Origin of the sequence: Mycobacterium triplex (genome assembly GCF_000689255.1) — a bacterium.
Classification (GTDB): domain Bacteria; phylum Actinomycetota; class Actinomycetes; order Mycobacteriales; family Mycobacteriaceae; genus Mycobacterium; species Mycobacterium triplex.
On sequence record NZ_HG964446.1, the window covers coordinates 402930 to 424066 of the forward strand.

At 67.7% G+C, this 21137-nt stretch carries 21 protein-coding genes; 8 read left to right on the forward strand and 13 right to left on the reverse strand.

Annotated elements, in window-relative coordinates; genetic code table 11:
- Window positions 1-26: 26 nt before the first annotated feature.
- The 5 genes from BN973_RS01830 to BN973_RS01850 form a co-directional block, all read right to left on the reverse strand.
- Entirely contained in the window at window positions 27-860 is an 834-nt protein-coding gene (locus BN973_RS01830) for an ESX secretion-associated protein EspG (protein WP_036465538.1), read from the reverse strand.
- Between the two features lie 59 nt (window positions 861-919).
- A complete protein-coding gene (locus BN973_RS01835; RefSeq protein WP_036465539.1) occupies window positions 920-1210 on the reverse strand; it encodes a WXG100 family type VII secretion target in 291 nt (96 codons plus the stop codon).
- Window positions 1211-1254: 44 nt separating this feature from the next.
- A complete protein-coding gene (locus tag BN973_RS01840) occupies window positions 1255-1578 on the reverse strand; it encodes a WXG100 family type VII secretion target (protein ID WP_036465540.1) in 324 nt (107 codons plus the stop codon).
- 142 nt (window positions 1579-1720) lie between these two features.
- The gene (locus BN973_RS01845) at window positions 1721-2230 is read right to left on the reverse strand and encodes a hypothetical protein (protein WP_036465541.1); all 510 of its coding nucleotides are present in this window, start codon (window positions 2228-2230) and stop codon (window positions 1721-1723) included.
- Between the two features lie 24 nt (window positions 2231-2254).
- Window positions 2255-3697, reverse strand: a complete 1443-nt coding sequence (locus BN973_RS01850) for a CCA tRNA nucleotidyltransferase (protein ID WP_036465543.1) — start codon at window positions 3695-3697, stop codon at window positions 2255-2257.
- A gap of 95 nt (window positions 3698-3792) precedes the next feature.
- Here BN973_RS01850 and BN973_RS01855 point away from each other — a divergent pair, with 95 nt between their 5' ends.
- From BN973_RS01855 to BN973_RS01890, 8 genes are all read left to right on the forward strand, one after another.
- Entirely contained in the window at window positions 3793-4524 is a 732-nt protein-coding gene (locus tag BN973_RS01855; RefSeq protein ID WP_036465545.1) for an NUDIX hydrolase, read from the forward strand.
- Window positions 4521-6932, forward strand: a complete 2412-nt coding sequence (locus BN973_RS01860) for a DUF6049 family protein (RefSeq protein WP_036465546.1) — start codon at window positions 4521-4523, stop codon at window positions 6930-6932. The genes BN973_RS01855 and BN973_RS01860 overlap by 4 nt, the downstream gene beginning before the upstream one ends.
- Entirely contained in the window at window positions 6929-10525 is a 3597-nt protein-coding gene (locus BN973_RS01865; RefSeq protein WP_036465548.1) for a lipid II flippase MurJ, read from the forward strand. The genes BN973_RS01860 and BN973_RS01865 overlap by 4 nt, the downstream gene beginning before the upstream one ends.
- A gap of 61 nt (window positions 10526-10586) precedes the next feature.
- Window positions 10587-11237: an RNA polymerase sigma factor SigM gene (gene sigM, locus BN973_RS01870; RefSeq protein ID WP_036465549.1), complete on the forward strand. Its 651-nt coding sequence runs from the start codon at window positions 10587-10589 to the stop codon at window positions 11235-11237.
- Window positions 11203-11973: a serine/threonine-protein kinase gene (locus BN973_RS01875; RefSeq protein WP_036465550.1), complete on the forward strand. Its 771-nt coding sequence runs from the start codon at window positions 11203-11205 to the stop codon at window positions 11971-11973. The genes sigM and BN973_RS01875 overlap by 35 nt, the downstream gene beginning before the upstream one ends.
- A gap of 93 nt (window positions 11974-12066) precedes the next feature.
- Complete coding sequence (trxB, locus tag BN973_RS01880; protein WP_036465551.1) at window positions 12067-13083, forward strand: thioredoxin-disulfide reductase; 1017 nt, start codon at window positions 12067-12069, stop codon at window positions 13081-13083.
- Window positions 13080-13433 carry a thioredoxin gene (gene trxA / locus BN973_RS01885; RefSeq protein WP_036465552.1) on the forward strand — a complete coding sequence of 118 codons (354 nt, stop codon included), beginning with the start codon at window positions 13080-13082 and terminating at the stop codon, window positions 13431-13433. The genes trxB and trxA overlap by 4 nt, the downstream gene beginning before the upstream one ends.
- Before the next feature lie 133 nt (window positions 13434-13566).
- Window positions 13567-14787, forward strand: coding sequence for an N-acetylmuramoyl-L-alanine amidase (locus tag BN973_RS01890; RefSeq protein ID WP_036465554.1), 1221 nt, complete (start codon window positions 13567-13569; stop codon window positions 14785-14787).
- On the opposite strand, the gene BN973_RS01895 is transcribed toward BN973_RS01890, so the two are convergent.
- From BN973_RS01895 to rnpA, 8 genes are all read right to left on the reverse strand, one after another.
- Window positions 14784-15548 (reverse strand): hypothetical protein, encoded by a 765-nt coding sequence (locus tag BN973_RS01895; protein WP_036465555.1) that lies wholly within the window; start codon window positions 15546-15548, stop codon window positions 14784-14786. The two genes, BN973_RS01890 and BN973_RS01895, sit on opposite strands and share 4 nt — an antisense overlap.
- A gap of 285 nt (window positions 15549-15833) precedes the next feature.
- Window positions 15834-16817 carry a ParB/RepB/Spo0J family partition protein gene (locus BN973_RS01900; protein ID WP_036465556.1) on the reverse strand — a complete coding sequence of 328 codons (984 nt, stop codon included), beginning with the start codon at window positions 16815-16817 and terminating at the stop codon, window positions 15834-15836.
- A gap of 23 nt (window positions 16818-16840) precedes the next feature.
- Complete coding sequence (locus BN973_RS01905; RefSeq protein WP_407067605.1) at window positions 16841-17860, reverse strand: ParA family protein; 1020 nt, start codon at window positions 17858-17860, stop codon at window positions 16841-16843.
- Window positions 17857-18603, reverse strand: a complete 747-nt coding sequence (gene rsmG, locus BN973_RS01910) for a 16S rRNA (guanine(527)-N(7))-methyltransferase RsmG (protein ID WP_051641075.1) — start codon at window positions 18601-18603, stop codon at window positions 17857-17859. Before rsmG ends, BN973_RS01905 begins: the two co-directional genes overlap by 4 nt.
- A 63-nt stretch (window positions 18604-18666) precedes the next feature.
- Window positions 18667-19239 carry a Jag family protein gene (locus tag BN973_RS01915; protein ID WP_036465558.1) on the reverse strand — a complete coding sequence of 191 codons (573 nt, stop codon included), beginning with the start codon at window positions 19237-19239 and terminating at the stop codon, window positions 18667-18669.
- 84 nt (window positions 19240-19323) lie between these two features.
- Window positions 19324-20463: a membrane protein insertase YidC gene (gene yidC / locus BN973_RS01920; protein WP_407067606.1), complete on the reverse strand. Its 1140-nt coding sequence runs from the start codon at window positions 20461-20463 to the stop codon at window positions 19324-19326.
- Complete coding sequence (gene yidD, locus BN973_RS30260; protein WP_084163569.1) at window positions 20411-20776, reverse strand: membrane protein insertion efficiency factor YidD; 366 nt, start codon at window positions 20774-20776, stop codon at window positions 20411-20413. Before yidD ends, yidC begins: the two co-directional genes overlap by 53 nt.
- Before the next feature lie 2 nt (window positions 20777-20778).
- Window positions 20779-21135: a ribonuclease P protein component gene (gene rnpA / locus BN973_RS01925; RefSeq protein WP_036471928.1), complete on the reverse strand. Its 357-nt coding sequence runs from the start codon at window positions 21133-21135 to the stop codon at window positions 20779-20781.
- Between the last annotated feature and the right edge of the window lie 2 nt (window positions 21136-21137).

Here is a 21137-nt window from a genome sequence, read left to right on the forward strand (position 1 = left end):
GCTATCATTTTCGCACTGCCTTTCGACTACACGACTTTTCGGTAGGAATGCCATTCCTGATCGGCCGGCAGCCGCCGCACCATTTGGTTGATCGCGGCACCGATGTTGCTCTTGGTACCCGGGGCGATGATCATCCAATTCCTGCCCCCGGAGGAAACCTGTTCGGCGAGCACCCGCCCTTCCGGCGTATCGATGATCGTCACCGCGCCCGGGTCGATGTAGGTGCGGGTCGGCGATCCGGTGTCCACCCCGGACTGCAGCGCCACGAACGAGGCCTGGGCCGAGCGGCCGGGATCGGTGGCCAGTTTCAGCATGTGCACCTGATCGGCCTCGAGCCCTTGCTTGCCCAGGAACTCGTGCAACGATCCCTCGTCGGTGGCGGCGGCGCGCAGGGCGTCCGCGTCCAGCGTGACCGGCCGTAACTTCGCGGGATCGCTTGTGCCGCAAAGACGTTCGATCTGCAGGTTGAGCGCGGCGCTGGCCGTGCCCTCGTTGTTCGTGATGCCCGCCCCGCTGATCCGGACCAAATCTCCTGACCGTTCGATGGCCACCCACCACTGCGCGAACCTGGCCAGCAGCGCGCGCGCCGGTTCGCCGTCGGCTGCCAGGCGGAAGTGCACCAGCAATGCGATGTCGCGGCGCGACAGCACGGTCAGCCATTCGACTATCGCGCCGTCGACGGAGCCGGTTTCATCGATGGCCCCGGCGGCCCGCAGTTCCGCGGTCACCGGGTGTGCCAGCGCCTTGTGCTTGGGCTCTACGCTGGGCAAATGCGGCCGCAGCCCCATTTCGGGGGCCAGGACCTCGATGCCCGTGAGTACCTGTAGGACCCAGAGGCCGTCCAATGAGGTGGTTAGCACGGTCTTCCCCTAGAGCCAAGTGCGGGGCGCACGCTTACGTGCGCCCCGCCAAGCCAGGACTACGTGAAGAAAGCCTGGGTCGCCTGGTCCGTGTTGATCGCGTTCTCGTGAACGGTGTTGACGGTGTGCCCGTGCAGGCTGACGGTCTGGATCATGTCGTCGAATCCGTGCAGCATCTGCTGTTGCGCGTCGAAGAAGGCCGTCGCACCCTGGCCCTGGAAGAACTCGGCCAACGACTGGGTGATGTGGTAAACGTCGTCCTTGATTTCCATCAGCTGCGCGGCCTGCGTTGCGATGTCACCGGAAAGGCCGCTGACGGCGGCGTGGTTATAAACAATGTGGTCTGACATATTCGTTATTCCTTAGGAGTAAATAAGCTTTTGGGATCGCCGGCTCAGGTGGACTGAAGTCCGCCGAACACGCCGTTGAGGTTGTGGGCCGAATCGGCTTCGTGGTGCTCCATCAACGTTGCGGTCTGGGCGAGGCCGTGAGCCAGCCGGTTACCGCCGGTCATGATCTGCTGCAGGTCGTGGGCGATCTGGCCCGCCGTGTTCAGCGATGTCGATCCGGCCTGGCCGGCCCATCCGGTTGCGCTGACGATGTTCTCGTGGCCACTCAAGTACTGGTTCGCGATTGCGGCTGCTTCCTCGAGTCGCGCTTCAATCCGTTGCTTTGAACTGCGCAGCAGCTCCGGTGTAACAACCGTTGTCCCCGCCATGTGTTTCTCCCTTGATTTCCGTAGGCTCCCCGACCTGGATATGGATAAGAGTGTAGACAGGGATCGGGGTCTGTCACTTCAGTTGCATTTCCTGCTGCACAGGCGTTGAGTTACCCGTTGGCGAAAGCCGCAAAACGCCAAGTCACAGCGTGCTGGCGCCGTCCGCCGAACCGTCACCGTCGGCATCGGTCAACCGGACGTCCCAGCGGCCGTCGCCGTCGGTATCCACATAGCCGGTCACGCCGTTCTGATCGGCGCACAGCGCCCGATCGGCCACGCCATTGCCGTCGACGTCCACCAGCCGATCGTCCGGTCGGCCGTGCCCGTCGAAGTCGACCAACGGACCGCCGGTGTGCTCGGACCCGTCCAGCCCGTACCAACGCAAGCCCCCGCCGCGGTCGGCGGCTACCGCCCACGTCCCCGATCCGTCGTCGGTGAAGTACGCCTCGGGCACTCCGTCGTTGTCGAGGTCGAGCACGGCGTGATCGGCCAGCCCGTCGGCGTCGAAGTCCCCGAGCGCGTCGTCGCGCACTCCGTCGTGGTCGAAGTCCAGCCCGATCGATTCCAGCCGGCCGTCGTGGTCGAGGTCGAGGTCGGGTTGGCCGTGCCAGATGGCGGCCGCACCGTCATCTCCGGATAAGCAGTAGTCCATGCGTACTCGGACGCGCGGCCGAAGTTAGGCGTTCCCCCGGGATTGCCACCAGGCCAGCAGCTCCGCGGTGGCCTCTTCCTCGGTCAGCGGCCCGCGGTCCAGCCGCAGCTCCTTGAGGAATCGCCACGCCTCGCCGACTTGCGGCCCGGCCGGGATGTCGAGCAGCTCCATGATCCGATTGCCGTCCAGATCCGGACGCACCCGGGCCAGATCTTCCTGCGCGGCCAACTCGGCGATGCGCGCCTCGAGGCGGTCGTAGTTGGCCTGCAGCCGCGCGGCCCGACGCTTGTTGCGGGTCGTGCAGTCGGCGCGGACCAGCTTGTGTAGCCGCGGCAGCAACGGCCCGGCGTCGGTGACGTAGCGGCGCACCGCGGAGTCGGTCCACTTCCCGTCGCCGTAACCGTGGAACCGCAGATGCAGGTAGACCAGCTGGGAGACGTCGTCGACCATCTGTTTGGAGTACTTGAGCGCCCGCATCCGCTTGCGGGTCATCTTGGCGCCGACGACCTCGTGGTGGTGGAAGCTCACCCCGCCGTTGTCCTCGTGGCGCCGGGTGGCGGGCTTGCCGATGTCGTGCAGCAGCGCCGCCCAGCGCAGCACCAAATCCGGACCCTCGTCTTCCAGGGCGACGGCTTGGCGCAGCACGGTCAGCGAATGCTGGTAGACGTCCTTGTGCTGGTGGTGTTCGTCGATGGCCATCTGCATCGCACCGACTTCGGGCAGCACGACTTCGCCGATCCCGGTCTGCACCAGCAACTCGATGCCGGCGACCGGGTCCGCGCCCAGCAGCAGTTTGTCCAGCTCGGCGGCCACCCGTTCCGCGCTGATCCGGCCCAACTGCGAAGCCATCTCCTCGAGCGCGGTCCGCACCCGGGGGGTGACGGTGAACCCGAGTTGCGAGACGAACCGGGCGGCGCGCAGCATCCGCAGCGGGTCGTCGCCGAACGACACCGCCGGCGCCGCCGGAGTGTCCAGCACCCGGGCCTTCAGCGCCGCCAAACCGCCTAGCGGATCGAGGAATTCGCCCGGGCCGGCCGAGGTGATGCGCACGGCCATCGCATTCGCGGTGAAATCCCGGCGCACCAGGTCGTCTTCGAGTCGGTCGCCGAACCTCACTTCGGGATTGCGGGACACCTGGTCGTAGGTGTCCGCACGGAATGTCGTGATTTCCAGGCGGTGCTGGTCCTTGCCGACGCCGACGGTGCCGAACTCGATCCCGGTATCCCAGACCGCGTCGGCCCAACCCCGCACGATCTGCTGTACCTGCTCGGGCCGGGCGTCGGTGGTGAAGTCCAGATCCGGACTCAACCGGCGCAGCAGCGCGTCGCGCACCGACCCGCCGACCAGATACAAGTCGTGCCCCGCCACCTCGAACAGGGCGCCCAATCCGCTCAGCACCTCGGCATGCTGATTCAGGGCGACCGCAGCCGACGCAAGCAGCTCCACATCGGCGGCGAGTTCGGACACGTTCGATGAGCCTAGTCGTGCGCGGGCCGTCGTCGCGCCCGCACGAGCGGCGAGTGTGTCCGGAAGAACAGCTCGTGCCAGCTACTATCGCTTGGGTGTCGGATGGCGAACAAGCCAAACCACGTCGACGTCGGGGGCGCCGTCGCGGTCGTGGCGGTGTGGGCGCGTCCGAAAACGACGCCGAAGCCAAAGTGACCGCCGAGTCGGCGGCGGGCAACCGGCGCCGCCCGCGCCCGCCCCGCCGGGTCCCGGAGCGGTTGCGTACCGTGCACGAAACCTCCGCGGGCGGACTGGTCATCGACGGTATCGACGGTCCGCTCGACGCCCAGGTCGCGGCCCTGATCGGGCGCGTTGACCGGCGCGGACGCATGCTGTGGTCGCTGCCCAAGGGTCACATCGAACTCGGCGAGACCGCCGAGCAGACCGCCATTCGCGAGGTTGCCGAGGAGACCGGAATTCGCGGCAGTGTGCTGGCCGCGCTGGGGCGCATCGACTACTGGTTCGTCACCGACGGCCGCCGGGTGCACAAGACCGTGCACCACTATCTAATGCGCTTCTCCGGTGGCGAGCTGTCCGACGAGGACCTCGAAGTCGCCGAGGTGGCGTGGGTGCCGATGCAGGAGCTGCCATCGCGGCTGGCCTACGCCGACGAACGACGCCTCGCGGAGGTCGCCAACGAACTGATCGGCAAGCTGCAGGCCGACGGTCCGGCCTCGCTGCCGCCGCTGCCGCCCAGCACGCCCCGGCGCAACCCGCAGACCCATTCCCGAGCCCGGCATTCCGACAAGCCCCGCGGTCGTAAGAACGGTCACGGGCCGGGGCCGTGACCGCGTCGCGACTTAGCTGGGCCGGCTTGTTGCGCCTTGCCCTGGTGGTCGGCGTCGTGGCCGGTTTCGCGGTGGTGCTCACCGGGCCCGTCGGGACGCCCCGCGCGGCCGCCGACGAACCCGGATCGACGCCGTTTGTCCGGGTCCGCATCGATCAGGTGACCCCGGACGTCGTCACCACGACGAGCCCGCCGGTCGTCACGGTCAGCGGCGTGGTGACCAACATCGGCGACCGCCCGGTGCGCGACGTGATGGTGCGTCTCGAACACGCCGAAGCGGTCACCTCATCGGCCGGCCTGCGCACCTCCCTGGACGGCACCACCGACCAGTACCAGCCGGCCGCGGACTTCCTGACGGTGGCACCCGAGCTGCAACGCGGCCAAGAGGTCGGCTTCACGCTGTCCGCGCCGCTGCGCTCGCTGGCCAAGTCGTCCCTCGGGATCAGCCAACCGGGGATCTATCCCCTGCTGGTCAACGCGAACGGGACGCCGGATTACGGCGCGCCCGCCCGGCTCGACAACGCGCGGTTCCTGCTGCCGGTGATCGGGGTGCCGCCCGACCACGCCGATGCCCTGGAATCCGCGGTCGCGCCGGACACCTCGAAGCCGGTGTGGGTCACCATGCTGTGGCCGCTGGCCGACCGGCCCCGGTTGTCCCCCGGCCAACCCGGAGGCACCATTCCGGTTCGGCTGGTCGACGACGACCTGGCGACATCGCTGGCCACCGGCGGCCGGCTGGACATCCTGCTGTCCGCGGCCGAGGTCGCGACCAGCCACGACGTCGACACCGACGGCGCCGTCGGCCGCGCGTTGTGCCTCGCTATAGACCCGGATCTGCTGGTCACCGTCAACGCGATGGCGGCCGGCTATGTCGTGTCCAACTCCCCGGACGGGCCCGCGCAAGAACCGGGCACCCCGACGCATCCGGGCACCGGGCAGACGGCGGCGACCGGCTGGCTGAACAGGCTTCGGGCGCTGGCGCATCGCACCTGCGTCGCGCCGCTGCCCTACGCGCAGGCGGACCTCGACGCCTTGCAGCGTGTCAACGACCCCGGGCTCAGCTCGATCGCCACCACCAGCGTCGGCGACATCGTCGACCACATCCTGGACGTGCAATCGATCCGCGGTGCCACCCTGCTGCCCGACGGCCCGCTGACCGACGGCGCGGTCGACCTGCTCAGCGCCAACAACAGCACGGTCGCGGTCGCCGCGGGCGACCTGGTCGCCCCGGACTCGCAGACCACGTCGGGGCCCGACGGCGTCGACACCGTCCCCCGGCGGCTGTCCCCGCAGGTGGTGGTCGCGCCGTTCGACCCGGCCGTGGGTGCGGCACTGGCCGGGGCGGGCAACAGCCCCGACGTCCCCACCTATCTGGACCCATCGCTGACGGTTCGGCTGGCGCATGACTCGAACACCGCGCGCCGGCAGGATGCCCTGGGCTCGATGTTCTGGCATGCCCTGGATCGGGACGCCCCGCCGCGCACGCAGATTCTGGTGCCGCCGGCGACGTGGAATCTGGGGGCCGACGACGCGCAGGTGATCCTGACCGCGCTGGCCACCACGATCCGTTCCGGTTTGGGTGTGCCCCGGCCGCTCCCGGCGGTCATCGCCGAAGCCCAGGCCGTCAGCGGGGCCCGCACCGAGCCGCTGCGGCCGCTGGACGTCCCCGCCCCGCAGCGCGGCCGATTCGGCGAGAACGTCGTCGCCGACATCAACGGACAGGTCGGCCGGCTGTGGAAACTGACCTCGGCGTTGAGCACCGACGAGCGCACCGGGCTGACCGGCGTCCAGTACACCGCCCCGCTGCGCGAGGACATGCTGCGGTCGCTGAGCCAGTCGGAATCACCCGGCACCCGCAACCGGCTGGCGCAGCAGCGGCTCGCGGTGGTCGGTAACACGATCAACGACTTGTTCGGGGCGGTGACGATCGTCAACCCCGGCGGCTCCTACACGTTGGCCACCGAGCACAGTCCCCTGCCGGTGGCGCTGCACAACGGCCTCGCCGTGCCGATCAAGGTGCGTCTGCAGGTCGACGCCCCGCCGGGAATGACGGTCACCGACGTCGGGCAGATCGAATTACCACCGGGCTACCTGCCGCTGCGGGTGCCGATCGAAGTGAACTTCACCCAGCGCGTCGCGATCGACGTGACGCTGCGAACCCCGGACGGCACGCGGCTCGGCGATCCGGTGCGCATGTCGGTCCATTCCAACGCCTACGGCAAGGTGTTGTTCGCGATCACCCTGACGGCGGCGGCCGTGCTGGTGCTGCTGGCCGGGCGACGCCTGTGGCACCGGTTCCGCGGTCAGCCCGACCGTGCCGACCTGGACCGCCCCGACCCGCCCCACCACCATCCCGCCGAGCCAGCGCGTGAGGTCGGCGATCGCGTCGACGAAGAGCACCGGGTATGAAACCCGCCTACCGGCGGTCTCATCCACAGCAACCGCCGCAGCGGCAGCAACCGCCCCAACGACAGCCCCGGCCGCCGGGCCGGATTCCGCCGCCGACCGGACCGCTCCCTCCGGTGACAGACCTGCCCACCCGGCGCGTCGAACTGTCCGACGCCGCGCTGGTGTCGCGGTCGTGGGCGATGGCGCTGGCGACGCTGGTCAGCCGGATCACCGGGTTCGCCCGGATCGTGCTGCTGGCCGCGATCCTGGGTGCGGCACTGTCCAGCGCCTTCTCGGTGGCCAATCAGCTGCCGAACCTGGTCGCCGCGCTGGTGCTGGAGGCGACCTTCACCGCGATCTTCGTGCCGGTGCTGGCGCGCGCCGAGCAGAGCGACCCCGACGGCGGCGCCGCGTTCGTCCGGCGCCTGGTCACGGTGACCACCACGCTGCTGTTGTTCGCCACCGCCGTCTCGGTGGTGGCCGCGCCGCTGCTGGTTCGGCTGATGCTGGGCCGCGACCCGCAGGTCAACGAGCCGCTGACCACCGCGTTCGCCTACCTGCTGTTGCCGCAGGTGCTCGCCTACGGCCTGACGTCGGTGTTCATGGCAATCCTGAACACCCGCAACGTCTTCGGGCCGACGGCGTGGGCCCCGGTGGTCAACAATGTCGTCGCCCTGGTGACCCTGGTGGTGTACCTGGTCGTCCCCGGTGAGCTGTCGGTCGATCCCGTCCGGATGGGCAACCCCAAGCTGCTGGTGCTCGCCGTCGGAACCACGGTCGGCGTGTATGCGCAGACCGCGGTGCTGCTCGTCGCGCTGCGCCGCGAGCGCATCAGCCTGCGCCCGCTGTGGGGAATCGATGAGCGGCTCAAACGGTTCGGCGCGATGGCCGCCGCGATGGTGCTCTACGTGCTGATCAGCCAGCTGGGTCTGGTGGTGGGAAACCAAATCGCCAGCACCGCAGCGGCTTCCGGGCCGGCGATCTACAACTACACCTGGCTGGTGCTGATGCTGCCGTTCGGCATGATCGGCGTGACGGTGCTGACCGTGGTGATGCCGCGCCTGAGCCGCAACGCCGCGGCCAACGACACCAAGGCCGTACTCGCCGATCTGTCGCTGGCCACCCGGCTGACGTTGATCACGCTGATCCCGATCGTGGCGATCATGACCGTCGGCGGCCCCGCGATCGGTAGCGCGTTGTTCGCCTACGGCAACTTCGGTGGGGTCGACGCCGGATATCTGGGCGCCGCGATCGCCATGTCGGCGTTCACGTTGATCCCCTATGGGCTGGTGCTCCTGCAGCTGCGCGTGTTCTACGCACGCGAGCAGCCCTGGACGCCGATCGTGATCATTCTCGTCATCACCGCCGTCAAGATCGCCGGCTCCGTCCTCGCCCCGCACGTCACCACTGACCCACAACTGGTGGCCGGATACCTCGGCCTGGCCAACGGGCTCGGCTTCCTGGCCGGCGCGCTCGTCGGCTACTACCTGCTGCGGCGCACCCTGCTGCCGGCCGGTGGCCAGCTGATCGGGCCCGCCGAGGTACGAACGGTCCTGGTGACGGTCGTCGCGTCGATGCTCGCCGGCCTGATCGCCCACGTCGCCGACCGGCTGCTGGGGCTGGCCGCGTTGACCGCACACGGTGGCGCTGCCGGATCGCTGCTGCGGCTGGTGGTGCTCGGCTGCATCATGCTGCCGATCATGGTGACGGTCATGGTTCGCGCGCGCGTCCCGGAGGCGGTGGCCGCGATGGCCGCCGTCCGGCGCCGCGGCCGCCGTCCCGCACCGGCTGCCCCACGGGAATCGTCTCAGCCGGGCCGGGTCACGTACCCTGAGCACAGGAATTCGTCCCCGCCGGGGGTTAAGGCGGTCCAGGAGCCGATCCGGCGCAGCCCTCCGGATCGAGCAGGCGACGCCCGGCTAGCGAAAGGACCGGAGGTGACCGACCGCCCCGTGGAGAGCGCTGCATCGGGCCCTGGGTCCGGTTTGGGTTCAGGCGGCGAGCGACCACGACCGGCTGCCGACGACTTCCAGCCCGACATTCCCACCGCGCGCAAGCCCGAGCCCTCCGGTCCACCCCCGTCGGAACCGCGCAACGGCGATTTCGTCCGCGAGCGTGCCACCGAATCGTCGGGCGACGATGTCCACCTGGTACCCGGCGCCCGCATCGCCGGTGGCCGGTATCGACTACTGGTCTTCCACGGCGGTGCGCCGCCCCTGCAGTTCTGGCAGGCACTCGACACCGCCCTGGACCGGCAGGTGTCGCTCACGTTCGTCGACCCGGACGGCGCCCTGCCCGACGACGTCCTCCAGGAGATCCTGTCCCGCACGTTGCGGCTCAGCCGGATCGACAAGCCCGGCATCGCCCGCGTGCTCGACGTTGTCCACTCCAGCCACGGTGGCCTGGTCGTCGCGGAGTGGATTCGCGGCGGCTCGCTGCAGGAAGTCGCGGACACCGCGCCCTCGCCCATCGGCGCCGTGCGGGCGATGCAGTCGCTGGCCGCTGCCGCCGACACCGCTCACCGCGCCGGCGTCGCGCTGTCGATCGATCACCCCAGCCGGATTCGGGTCAGCATCGACGGCGACGTCGTGCTCGCTTACCCCGCGACCATGCCCGACGCCAACCCCGAGGACGACATCCGCGGAATCGGCGCCTCGCTGTACGCCCTGCTGGTCAACCGGTGGCCGCTGCCGGAGTTCGGGGTGCGCAGCGGGCTCGCGCCGGCCGAGCGGGACGGATCGGGCCTGCCCGTCGAGCCCAACACCATCGATCGCGACATCCCGTTCCAGATCTCGGCGGTAGCCGTGCGGTCGGTCCAGGAAGACGGCGGAATACGCAGCGCCTCAACACTTTTGAACCTACTGCAACAAGCCACCGCGGTGGCCGACCGCACCGAAGTGCTGGGCCCGATCGACGATTCGCCACCACCTGAGACCCCGCGCGCAACCGGGCGGGAGTACGCGACGATGATGCGTCGGCGCCGCAACGTGCTCATCGGTGCCGCCGCCGCACTGGCGATCATCGTGGTCGCGTTGTTGGTGCTCGCCTCGATCGTGAGCAAGATCTTCGGCAACGTCGGCGGCGGCCTCAACAAGGACGAGCTGGGACTCAACGGGCCGAGTTCGTCGAGCGCATCGTCGTCGGCGCATCCCGCGCCGGCGGGCAGCATCGTCAAACCCACTCGGGCCACGGTCTTCGCGCCCGACGGTGAAGCCGACAATCCGGGCACCGCCGGACAGGCCATCGACGGCGACCCCACCACCGCCTGGGCGACCGAGGTCTACACCGATGCCGTCCCGTTCCCCAGCTTCAAGCAGGGCGAAGGGTTGATCCTGCAGCTGCCGAAACCCACGGTGATCGGGCAGGTCAGCATCGATACGCCGAGCACCGGCACCAGGGTCGAGATTCGGGCCGCGTCCACGGCTTCGCCGTCGAAGCTCGAGGACACCACCGTGCTGGCCCCGGCGTTCACGCTCAAGCCCGGCCATAACGTCATCCCGGTCAAGGCCGGCGCCCCGACGTCGAACCTGCTGGTGTGGATCTCCACCTTGGGAACCACTAACGGCAAGAGCCAGGCCGGCTTCTCGGAGATCACCGTCCAAGCCGCGTCCTGACACTCACAACCACGCGTTCGAGTGAAGTGCTGCGCGGTAGCCGATTGGTTACTGTCCCGCCGTGGGCTTCGGGGGGTATATCCAGCAGGACCGCAGTGATGCCGAGTTGCTGGCCGCCCATGTCGCCGGCGACCGCGACGCGTTCGGCGAGTTGTTCGGTCGCCATCGGCGGCAGCTGCACCGCCTGGCCCGGCTGACCACGCGCACGCCCGAGGACGCCGAAGACGCGCTGCAGGACGCCATGCTGTCGGCGCACCGAGGTGCGGGCTCGTTTCGGTACGACGCCGCGGTCGGCAGCTGGCTGCACCGGATCGTGGTCAACGCGTGCCTGGACCGGCTGCGGCGCACCAAATCTCAGCGGACCGCGCCGCTCGAGGACATCTACCCCGTGCCCGATCGCACCGCTGCGGTCGAAACCGCAATGGTGGTGCAGCGCGCGCTGATGCGGCTTCCCGTCGAGCAGCGCGCCACCATCGTGGCGGTCGACATGCAGGGCTACTCGATCGCCGACACCGCCGCGCTGCTGGGCATCGCCGAGGGCACGGTCAAAAGCCGATGCGCCCGCGGCCGGGTCCGGCTTGCCCAGCTGCTCGGCTACCTGGCCCCCACCATCCCGCCGGCCAGCGTTAACGGCCCGGGCGGCACCGTCAGGCCGGGCATGACGGACACTGGGACCGATGGGCGAAGCGCAGAACGGACCGGCGGATCATGACGCGGATCCCCGCAATGCCAGAGCGGAGCCGCCGCCGACGGTCGAGGCACTCGCCGATCTGCAGGCCGGTCTGCTCGACGACGAAGCCGCCGCCGCCTTGCGCAGGCAAGTTCGCGAGTACCCGGACGCTGAAAGGATCTTGCGGGCTTTGAACCGGGTGCGCCGCGACGTCGCGGCCGTCGGCGCCGATCCGGAATCGGCGCCCGAACCACCGGCCGGGGTGACTCGCCGTATCTCCGGGGCGCTGCGGTCGGCCGGCGACTCCCGCGGCGCGGCCACCCACGCGGCGCGCCCACGCATCCGCGGAGCCCGGGTTGCCGCCGGGGCGGCCGGGGTCTGCGCGGTGCTCGCCGCGATCGGCTTCGGCACGGCCGCACTGCTCAACGAGCCCGGACCCGCACCCGGCGCGCCGACCACCGCCCTGCACATCACGGTGTCGACGCCGCCGATGGCGATCCCGCTGTCGGCGGCCGAGATCGTTGCCCTGCTCGGCCGAGCCCCCGATTACGGTCCCCTTGGCGACCCGGGCCGGCGTGCATCCTGCCTCGGCGGACTGGGCTATCCCGCGTCCACGCAGGTGCTCGGCGCGCGGCCGGTCGAGATCAACGCCCGCCCCGGTGTGCTGCTGGTGCTACCGGGCGATAATCCGGCCGACCTTGCGGTCTTTGCGGTGGCGCTGAACTGCAGCGCCGCCGATACGGGGCTATTGGCCAGCACGCAGGTCGCCCGCCCTTAAGGTGGTGCCAAGTGTTGCGCGACACGACCGGGAACACCCCCGCCTACGCTGGCGTTCGACACGATGAACAAATCTGTATCTGGAAAGGTTCGTATGACCGACTCCACTCATGACACAGTCCACGACGTCATCATCATCGGATCCGGTCCGGCCGGGTACACGGCAGCCCTGTATGCGGCGCGCGCGCAGCTGGCGCCGGTGGTCTTCGAAGGGACCTCGTTCGGTGGTGCGCTGATGACCACGACCGAGGTGGAGAACTACCCCGGCTTCCGCGACGGCATCACCGGCCCGGAGCTGATGGACCAGATGCGCGAGCAGGCGCTGCGCTTCGGGGCGGACCTCAGGATGGAAGACGTCGAATCCGTTTCGCTGGAGGGTGCGGTCAAGTCGGTCGTCACGGCCGACGGGGAAACCTTCCAGGCCCGGGCCGTCATCTTGGCCATGGGCGCCGCGGCCCGTTACCTGCAGGTGCCCGGCGAGCAGGAGTTGCTGGGCCGTGGGGTGAGCGCGTGTGCCACCTGTGACGGATTCTTCTTCCGCGACCAGGACATCGCGGTGATCGGCGGCGGTGACTCGGCGATGGAAGAGGCTACCTTCTTGACCCGGTTCGCGCGCAGCGTCACCCTGGTGCACCGCCGCGACGAATTCCGGGCCTCCAAGATCATGCTCGAGCGGGCGCGCACCAACGACAAGATCAAGTTCATGACCAACCAAACCGTGCTCGCGGTGGACGGCGAGACAACGGTGACGGGATTGCGGTTGCGCGACAACGTAACTGGCGAAGAAACTACCCTCCCGGTCACCGGTGTGTTCGTCGCGATCGGTCACGAGCCGCGGTCGGCCCTGGTGCGCGACGTCATCGACGTCGACGCCGACGGTTACGTACTTGTCAAGGGGCGCACCACAAATACCACGCTGGAGGGCGTCTTCGCGGCCGGCGATCTGGTGGACCGCACCTACCGCCAGGCTGTCACCGCCGCGGGCAGTGGCTGTTCGGCGGCCATCGACGCCGAGCGGTGGCTCGCCGAGCACGAAGGGTCGGAAGCCGCCGGCAAGAAGACGGCGGCTGGGAATGCGGACAATACTGATTTGATTGGAGCACCACGATGAGCGATACCGAAAAGACCGGGGCCACAAAGGAAGTCTCTGACGCTTCCTTCTCGACGGATGTGTTGTCCAGCGATAAGCCTGTGCTGGTTGACTTTTGGGCGACGTGGTGCGGACCGTGCAAAATGGTCGCCCCCGTCTTGGAAGAGATCGCGGCCGAGCGGTCCGAACAGTTGACCGTCGCCAAACTTGACGTCGACGCAAACCCCGAGACGGCGCGCGACTTCCAGGTGGTATCGATCCCCACGATGATCCTGTTCAAGGACGGCCAGCCGGTGAAGCGAATCGTCGGTGCGAAAGGCAAGGCGGCGCTGCTGCGCGAGCTTTCCGACGCGGTCCCCAACCTCGGCTGAGCGCATCCGCGCTTTGCGGCGATGCCTCGCCGTTTAGCCTGCGGTTTTCCCGAAATCGAGAAGGATCTGCGACAATACCGGTTAGCTGTAGTGCTTTTGTGTGCCTGTCAGTTTGTCCCGGAGGGCCCTTGGTATGTCGAGTCCGCGCCGCGAAAACGGCGACGCGCTGCGCTGTGGTGACCGCAGCGCAGCTGTGACCGAAATCAGGGCCTCGCTGGCTGCACTAGGGTTATTGGACAACGGCGACGAAGATTTGAGCACGGGCCGGCAGGTGGCTCTCGAGGTCTTCGACGACCAGCTCGACCAGGCGGTCCGCGCCTTTCAGCAGCATCGTGGCCTGCTCGTCGACGGCGTTGTCGGCGAGGCCACCTACCGGGCCTTGAAGGAGGCTTCCTACCGGCTCGGCGCGCGAACGCTGTACCACCAATTCGGCGCTCCCCTCTACGGTGACGACGTCGCGACGTTGCAGGCTCGGCTCCAGGACCTCGGTTTCTACACCGGCCTGGTCGACGGACATTTCGGCTTGCAGACCCACAACGCATTGATGTCGTACCAACGTGAATACGGGATGTCCGCCGACGGCATCTGCGGCCCGGAAACCTTGCGCTCCTTGTACTTTCTGAGTTCTCGAGTCAGCGGTGGTTCGCCGCACGCCATTCGCGAAGAGGAACTGGTCCGCCGCTCGGGCCCCCGACTCTCCGGCAAGCGAATCATCATCGATCCGGGCCGCGGGGGCGACGACCACGGTCTGATCGCACACGGCCCGGCCGGCCCGGTCAGCGAAGCAGATATCTTGTGGGACTTGGCCAGTCGGCTGGAGGGTCGGATGACCGCCATCGGCATGGAGACCTTCCTGTCCCGACCGACCAACCGCAGCCCGTCGGATGCCGAACGCGCCGCCACAGCCAACAATGTCGGTGCGGACCTGATGATCAGCCTGCGCTGCGAAGCCCAGGTCAGCCCCTCGGCCAACGGAGTGGCATCGTTCCACTTCGGCAACTCGCACGGATCGGTGTCGACCATCGGCCGCAATCTCTCCGACTTCATTCAGCGAGAAGTGGTGGCCCGAACCGGATTACGCGATTGCCGGACACATGGCCGCACCTGGGACCTGCTGCGGCTGACCCGGATGCCCACCGTCCAGGTCGACGTCGGCTACATCACCAACCCCGGTGACCGGGACATGCTGCTCTCCACGCAAACGCGCGATGCGATTGCCGAAGGCATCCTCGCCGCGGTCAAGCGCCTCTATCTGCTCGGCAAGAACGACCGACCCACCGGCACGTTCACCTTCGCCGAGCTGCTGGCTCACGAGTTGTCGGTGGAACGGACCACCCGCCTCGGCGGTACCTAACCAGTCCGCTTGCTCTGCAACGTATTTGCGGCCTTCAAAACATTGCTGGACCCGGCGCCGACCGGCTGCTGCAGCTGAGCATTCGCCAGTAGGCGCTCCAGCGCCGCCTCGACCTCGGCCTTCCACCCCAGACCCTTGTCCAGCTCGAGGCGTAGCCGTGGGAAGTACGAATGTGGTGCTACCACAACGAAACCCACGTCTTTCAAGAACTCTGCATCGATGATGCAGCGATCCACAGAGCAGTCACCGAGAGCCTCCAGCACCGGCCGGACGTCGGGGTCGGCGAGCCGGGGATCCAACGGCTCCGAAGCCGCCGGGGTACGACCGAAGGCTTCCAGCGCCCGGACCCCACGTCGCATCAATTCGTCGATGACCCGGGCCAGCAGATCGTGCGGCAAGTCGTCGGAGGCATGCCCGTGTTCGATGCCCATCGATGTCAGCAGCACCGCGTCCGGAGACACCGGCGCGGTCGGAAACCGATGCGCCCGCGGCACCGCGCCCGGCGGGGCATACAGCACGTAGCCCAGGCATGGGGGATCGGTACGGCTCTGCTCATCGGGAACGGCGGTCGCGACCTGACCGCACGAACCCCACTCCAGCATCACCATCGACAGCCACGCCTCTTTTTCGAATTCGGGGTCGGCGAGATGGTCCTGGTTGCCGAGCGTCGCGGGATCGACCTCCCAGAAGACACAGCGGCGCGCATGCTTGGGAAGCTGCTCGAAAGCTTCGAGCCGCAGGGGCGTGATTCGAGCAGACACTAGCCTCCTGGCTCCCGTGCGTATCGCAGCCCATTGCCGCAAGCCCGGCGGTGCCCGGGCTGACGTGCACCAACAACCTCTCCAGAATAGGAGAATGTGTCGTTGTCGGGCCAGTGTTGACCCCGCCACCCCGGCGCGGCCACCGAACCGCTTCGACACCCGCTGCCCGCTGCCGCCGAATGCCGAAAAGACTTGGTGTACAACGGATCTCCGTGCTCGCGTGGGTCAAATGCGGGTCCGGAAACCGCGCGGTGTCACAGTGACGTAATTACACGGTATGACTGGTCATGCCTTGGGCGGGGTCATGGTGTCGACAATCCGCTGCAGATCCTCGACCGAGGCGAACTCGACGACGATCCTGCCCTTGCGCTTGCCGAGGCTGACCGTCACCCGGGTATCGAAGGCGTTCGACAGCCGATCGGCGACGTCTTGCAGTCCGGGCATGTGAATCGGCTTGCGGCGCGGTGCCGCCGGTGCTGCCGTATCGCCGCGGTTGGCCAGTGTCACGGCTTCCTCGGTGGCACGCACCGATAGCCCCTCCGCGACGATCCGGCTCGCCAGCTCTTCCTGCGCCTCGGGGCCGGACTCCAGCGACAGCAGCGCCCGGGCGTGGCCGGCGGAAAGTACCCCGGCCGCCACTCTGCGTTGCACGGCGATCGGCAGTTTGAGCAACCGGATCATGTTGGTGATCAGCGGTCGCGACCGCCCGATTCGCGAGGCCAGTTCGTCGTGGGTGACGCCGAACTCGTCGAGCAGTTGCTGATATGCCGCCGCCTCTTCCAACGGGTTCAGCTGTGCGCGGTGGATGTTCTCCAGCAGGGCGTCACGCAACAGATTGTCGTCGGTCGTTTCCCGCACGATCGCCGGCAGAGTGGCCAGCTGTGCCTCCTGGGCGGCGCGCCAGCGGCGCTCGCCCATCACGATCTGGTAGCGCGCTCCGCCGGGTGACGGGGTGATCGCCCGGACCACGATGGGCTGCAATAGACCGAATTCGCGAATCGAGTGCACCAGTTCGGCCAGCGCCTCGTCGTCGAACACCTGCCGCGGCTGCTTGGGATTGGGCTCGATATCGGCCGGCGAGATCTCGCGATACACCGCGCCCATTTCGTTGGCGCTTGCCGCCGGCCCGCCGATCAGCACATCGGCGGCGGCGTCTCCCATCCGCGGACCCAGGGTCGCGGGTCCCCCATCGCCCTCGGCGGGCCCGGTGGGAATCAGCGCAGCGAGGCCCCGGCCGAGTCCGCCCTTCTTTTTGCCGGCGTTCGTCATTGTCGTCCCTTCACGAATGGTGACTAACCACGCTGTGCGAGTTCGCGGCTCGCGTCGAGATAGCTCATCGCCCCGCGCGATCCGGGGTCGTAATCGATGATCGTCATGCTGTACCCGGGCGCTTCGGACACCTTGACGCTGCGCGGGATGACGGTGCGCAGCACCTTCTCTCCGAAGTAGCGGCGCACCTCGTCGGCGACCTGATCGGCGAGTTTGGTCCGGCCGTCATACATCGTCAGGATCACCGTCGTCACATCGAGTTGCGGGTTGAGGTGCGCCTTCACCATCTCGATGTTCCGCATCAGCTGTGACACACCTTCGAGCGCGTAGTACTCGCACTGGATCGGGATCATCACCTCGGGTGCGGCGACGAGTGCGTTGATCGTCAGCAGGCCCAGCGACGGCGGGCAGTCCACGAAGACGTAGTCGAAGTCGAAGTGATCGAGCTCCGCCAAAGCGTTACGCAATCGATTCTCGCGCGCGACCATGCTGACCAATTCGATCTCGGCACCGGCCAGATCGATGGTCGACGGAACGCAGAACAGTCGGTCACTGTGCGGACTGCGGCGCAGTGCGGACTCGATCGTCTCCTCGCCGAGGAGCACCTCGTACGACGAGGGGGTGCCCGGCTGCCGATCGATGATGCCCAGCGCCGTGCTCGCGTTGCCCTGCGGGTCGAGATCGATCACGAGCGTCTTGAGTCCCTGCAGTGCGAGCGCGGCGGCGAGATTGACGGCAGTCGTCGTCTTGCCGACCCCACCCTTCTGGTTCGCGACGGTGAAGACTCGACGACGAGTCGGTCGGCGCAGTGGGGGGTAGGTGGTGTGCAGAACCCGCATCGCGCGTTCGGCCGCGGCGCCGATCGGGGTGTCGAATTCGTTCGATGTTTCACGTGAAACATCCGCCGTGGTTTCGCTCGGCGCTTCGTCCGCGAGAGGCACTGCCTCTTCGCGCGTGAGCGGCGGCGCGACGGGCGTCCCCGCCGACTCCAGATGCTCCACGCTTGGACCCGAGCCTCCGGACCGATCCCGGGGAGGGCTCATCGCTTTCTCCTGTCCGCCCTTGGTGCCGACCCGCGTCGCGATTGCGTTGCGCGCTGCGCTACCACCACGGTTGCGGGCGGACGCAAATAGCTCGCGCCACATGTCACCACCCTGACATCAACTGCATCCAACGCCGCCATCCCACGCCGGTGTTCTTCGACTTCGTCGGGGGCACGCTCCCCCTTGATCGCAATCATCCGTCCGCCCGGCCGTAGCAACGGCATGCTCCACTTCGTCAACTTGTCCAATGCCGCGACCGCTCGCGACACCGCGACATCCCGGTCGCCGAAACGCTTGCGGATCCCGGGCTCTTCGGCACGGCCGCGTACCACTTCGACGGCTAACCCTAGTTCGGTGACGACCTCTTTGAGAAACTCGCTGCGGCGCAACAGTGGCTCGAGGAGTGCGACTTGAAGATCGGGCCGTGCGATGGCCAACGGTATCCCCGGCAGGCCTGCTCCGCTCCCGATGTCCACCAGCCGCTCGCCGCGGCCGAGGAGTTCGGCGATCGCCGCACTATTCAATAGGTGGCGTTCCCAAACGCGGTCCACTTCGCGGGGGCCCAGCAGTCCACGCTCCACACCTGTCGTCGCCAGGATCTCCGCGTACCGCGTCGCGGTCTCCATCCGGTGGCCAAAGATCTCGCGTGCCGCCCCGGATGGCGGACCCGGCCCGATGGAGTCCGCCACTTCATTCGGCGCCGCCGCCCGATCAAATCCGTCGACATGTTTCACGTGAAACATTCCTCCGGTCCTCGGACCTACATCACCGTGCGGGGCGCAACGAACTACACCCGTGTAACCCGACTAGTCGTGCAGGACGACGACCCGCCGGCTCGGCTCCACGCCTTCGCTTTCGCTGTGCACGCCGGCCACCGCCGCGACCGCGTCGTGGACGATCTTCCGCTCGAACGGGGTCATCGGCTTGAGCTCTTCGCGCTCGCCGCTCTCCAGCACCCGCCGCGCCACCTTGTCGCCCAGCGCGGCCAACTCCTCGCGGCGCCGGCGACGCCAACTCGCGATGTCCAGCATCAGCCGGCTGCGCACGCCGGTCTTCTGATGCACCGCCAGCCGCGTCAGCTCCTGGAGCGCATCGAGCACTTCACCGCCGCGGCCGACCAACTTGTTCAAGTCGTCGCCGCCGTCGATGCTGACGACCGCGCGGTTGCCCTCCACGTCCAGATCGATGTCGCCGTCGAAGTCGAGCAGATCCAACAGCTCTTCCAAATAGTCGCCGGCGATCTCGCCTTCGGCGACCAACCGCTCCTCCAGGTCGTCGGCGTCTTCGGCACCGGCCTCCGCTGCCGTCGCATCCTCGGCTTCATCCTCGACCGCGGCTTGGGTGTCCGACTCGCGTTCGGTGGTCTCAGCGTCCGTCATTTTCTCTCCCTCATCCATGGGTCCGTCCCTGTCTCATTCGGGTAACTCTCCGGAGACGGCCCGGTAAAGCTGTGGCGCCGTTCGTCAGCGCTTGCGTCTCCTCGGTCGAGCCCCGGGCCGGGGCGTCCGATTGGCCGGGCCGGTGGTCCCCCCGGGTGTGCCAGGTTTGTCCGGTATAGCCTCTGGTGTCTTTCCCGCAGACTCCTCGTCCCCGGCATCCGTCTTCGGCGCGGCGGCATCGCCGACCGTCGAGGGCCCTTTGCCATTGGCCGGCGCGGCCTTGCGTTTCGGTTTGGCTCCCGGCAACGGCGCGTTCGCCGCTCTGCGTTGCAGCACCTCTTGCTTTTTGGCCTCGTCCTCTTTCTCGATCATGTTGAACACATAGTGCTGCTGACCGAAGGTCCAGATGTTGTTCGAGAACCAGTACAGGATGATCGCCAGCGGTAGGAACGGGCCGCCGACGACGACGCCCAGCGGGAACACATACAGCGCCAGCTTGTTCATCATGGCGGTTTGGGGGTTCGCTGCCGCCTCCGGACTCTGCCGGGCAATCGAGGCGCGGCTGTTGAAGTAGGTCGCGATGCCCGCCAGGATCATCACCGGCGCGCCGACCAAGATGACCGCCGGGCGACTGAAATCGGTGAAGGCCTCCAGACCGCCCCGCTGCGTCATCGACGCCCCGATCGGGGCGCCGAACAGATTCGCGTCCAGGAAGTGTTGCACCTCGGTCGGGCTGAACATGTAGTTGCCCGTCAACCGGTTTTGGACGACCGACATCTGTGGCTGTCCAAAGCCACCCGTGGTGCGGTTGAAGGAGCGCAGCACGTGATACAGCCCGAGGAAAACCGGGATCTGCGCGAGCATCGGCAAGCAGCCGAGGATTGGGTTGAACCCGTGCTCGCGCTGCAGCTTCTGCATCTCGAGCGCCATGCGCTGACGATCTTTGCCGTATTTCTTCTGCAGCGCCTTGATCTGTGGCTGCAGCTCCTGCATCTGGCGGGTAGTCCGGATCTGGCGCACGAACGGCTTGTACAGCAGCGCCCGCAGGGTGAACACGAGGAACATCACCGACAGTGCCCAGGCGAAAAAGTTCGAGGGCCCCAGCAGCGCGGCGAACAGCTTGTACCAAACCCACATGATCCACGACACCGGGTAGTAGACGAAGTCGAGGCTAAACAGATCGAACGACAACAGATTCACTCTCCCCTCGCGGCGCCGGGGCATTTCCGACGACGCTGGTGTCTTCAAAGTCCACCCGGCAACCCCGGTGTTCTGAACCGCGTTCCGGTATCGGGTCCCATCCTCCCCGATGCCATGGTCCACACTTGGCGAGCCTGACGATCGCCAGCCAGCTCCCCCGAATCAACCCGTATTCGGTGAGGGCGTCGACCGCGTACTGACTGCAGGTCGGCATGAAGCGACACGTCGCCGGCCGAAGCGGTGACACCATGTGCCGGTACAGCTGGATCAGGAAAACCAGTCCGCGCACCACGGTCCTGCTTGCGCCACTGGCTCTCGCGCGCACCGGCGCCGTCACGGTCACCCGTCCGTTCCCGCGCGTTCGAAGGCACGCCGCAGGCCTTTGCGCAACTCCTGCTCCAACCACGTCGACGACACCTGCCGACTGCTCGGCAGCGCCCGGATCACCACCCGATCTTGCTGATGAAGATCGCTGAGCATGCCTCGAACCGCATGGCGCAGCCGGCGGGACACGCGATGGCGGTCGACGGCCGAACCGACCGATTTGGCGACAATCAACCCGACCCGCGGACCGGCTTCGTCATCGTCTCCCCGTCGCACGTGGACGACGAGATCGGGCTGCGCGATGCGCATCCCGTACTTCACTGTCGTGTCGAATTCCCGTGACCGCCTCATGCGGTTGCGCGCGGGAAGCACCG